The sequence below is a fragment of the Protofrankia sp. CiP1_Cm_nod1 genome, assembly GCF_920888515.1.
Lineage (GTDB): Bacteria > Actinomycetota > Actinomycetes > Frankiales > Frankiaceae > Protofrankia.
This window is the reverse complement of the sequence record NZ_CAKKTM010000115.1, coordinates 1-2,077: the sequence shown is the minus strand read 5'-3', so window position 1 is coordinate 2,077 and position 2,077 is coordinate 1. Positions and strand designations below refer to the sequence as shown.

Annotated in this window: 2 protein-coding genes; both read right to left on the bottom strand. The window is 73.1% G+C overall.

Translation table 11 applies throughout. The features are described 5' to 3' along the window. Nucleotides 1-250: hypothetical protein (locus tag NBX02_RS05670; protein ID WP_250290301.1), on the bottom strand; the 250-nt coding region annotated here is incomplete at its 3' end. Between the two features lie 271 nt (nucleotides 251-521). Beyond that, complete coding sequence (gene ispH, locus NBX02_RS05665; RefSeq protein WP_445548281.1) at nucleotides 522-2,027, bottom strand: 4-hydroxy-3-methylbut-2-enyl diphosphate reductase; 1,506 nt, start codon at nucleotides 2,025-2,027, stop codon at nucleotides 522-524. Nucleotides 2,028-2,077: the final 50 nt, after the last annotated feature.

Genomic DNA, 2,077 nt, shown 5'->3' with positions numbered 1-2,077 from the left:
GGCCCGGCTGTCGGCCCGGGCCACGCCGTCCGCCCGGCGGCCGTCGCAGCGGGCCGCGGGCGCCCGGAGCACGGCTGGCCGTTGCGGCGTCCGCCAGAGCCTCGAAGCTCTTGGAGGAGAAGCCTTCGGAGGACCCGCGGGGGCCAGGGGAGTCCAGGGAGTCCAGGGAGTCCAGGGAGCCGAGAGAACCAGGGTCGCGGCACGGCGACGACGGGTCCGTGAGAACCTCGCTGGTCGACATCTGGCGCATTCGGTGGACCGTAGCAGAAGTCACATCCTGTGTTTTTCACCGCATACCCACAAGGCTGCGCCAAAGACAGAAAATGTGACTCCCAGTAGCCGGACATGCCGCTTCAACTACGTCAACTATTCTTCAGTCAACTGTTTTCATGTGCGCTGTCCTGGCTTCGGCGGACCGAGGAACCGCCGATTCCCCGGCCGGTTCCGGCCGGGGAATCGATACACCACAAGAATCGGCGGCGGGACCAGCGCGGTGAGCACGGCCGGCGGGCCGGCCGTGCTCACCGGACCGAGCGGCGCAGCTCCTTGGGGAGGTGGAAGGAAATCGTCTCGGCCCCCACCGAACGCACGCCGACAGTGGTGTGGCCCAGGCCCGACAGCGCCTGGGTCAGTTCGTCGACCAGGGTGGGAGGCGCGGAGGCGCCCGCGGAGATGCCGACGGTGTCCGCGCCGGCCAGCCAGCTCATCTCCACCTCACCGACGTCCCCGACAAGATAGGCGGGCACGCCCTCACGCTCAGTAACGTCGACGAGCCGGCGCGAGTTGGCACTGTTCTGCGACCCGACGACAAGCACCACGTCGGCCTCGTCAGCCACCCGCCGGATCGCGTTCTGCCGGTTCGACGTCGCGTAGCAGATGTCCGCGGACCCGGGGCCGACCACGGCCGGGAAGCGGCCGCGCAGCGCGTCGACCACCTCCTCCGCCTCGTCCACGGCGAGCGTCGTCTGCATCAGGTAGGTCACCCGCTGCGGGTCGTCGACCTCCAGGTGGGCGACGTCGGCGGGCGACTCCACCAGCTTGATCTTCCCTGGTGCCTCCCCGAGGGTCCCGTCCACCTCCTCGTGCCCGGCATGGCCGATGAGCAGGACGGTGTCCCCCCGCGCGGTGAACCGGCGGGCCTCGGCGTGCACCTTCTCCACGAGCGGACAGGTCGCGTCGATCACCGACAGGCTGCGGTCACCGGCCTGGTCCCACACGGCCGGGGCGACCCCGTGCGCGGAGAAGACCACAGTCGCCCCGGGCGGCACCTCGTCGAGCTCCTCGACGAAGACGGCGCCGCGGCTGGCGAGATCGGCGACCACGTGGCTGTTGTGGACGATCTGCTTGCGGACGTAGACGGGCGCGCCGTGCAGCTCCAGGGCACGCTCGACCACCTCGATCGCCCGTTCGACCCCGGCGCAGAACGCCCGGGGCTCGGCGAGCAGCACCTGCCGCGGCCCGACGGCCGCCGCCCACCGTTCGAGCACCGGCCCGAAGGTCATCATCGTCCGCAGCCCGGCGATCCCCCGGCGGGCCAGGTCGAGGCGTCCCAGCGGCTGCTCGGCGGTGTCGACGACGACGCGGATGATGGCCAGCGGCACCCCGTTCGCGCCCGGGGCGACCTGGGCCGACTCCATGTCCACGGCGATCGCGCCGGTGGCCGCGAGCTCGGTGCGCGCGGTGCCGACCGCGAGCCGTGGCACCGACACCACCGGGCCGACATGCACGGTCAGCCCGGCCCGCCGCAGCTCGCCGGCGAGCAGGGGCGCGGACAGGCAGCGGGCGCTGACCGAACCGTCGGCGGTACGGACCTCGTCGGCCACCACCACGTCCCCGGGCTTCACCCCCGGGCCGAGGCCGCCGCCGAGGCCGACCAGGGCGACCGCGTCGGCCTGCGCCTCCCGGATGATGCGGGTGGAGCGGCTGGCGTGCTCCGGCCCCATGCCCGTGCGGACGAGGATCGTGCCCGCGGGCAGGCCCGAGCGGGCGGCGGCCCACGCCTCCAGCCGCAGCGGCGCGGCCACCACCAGGCGCGGGCGTCGCCGCGGGAGGGACGGACGGCCCGGCGCGGGCGCAC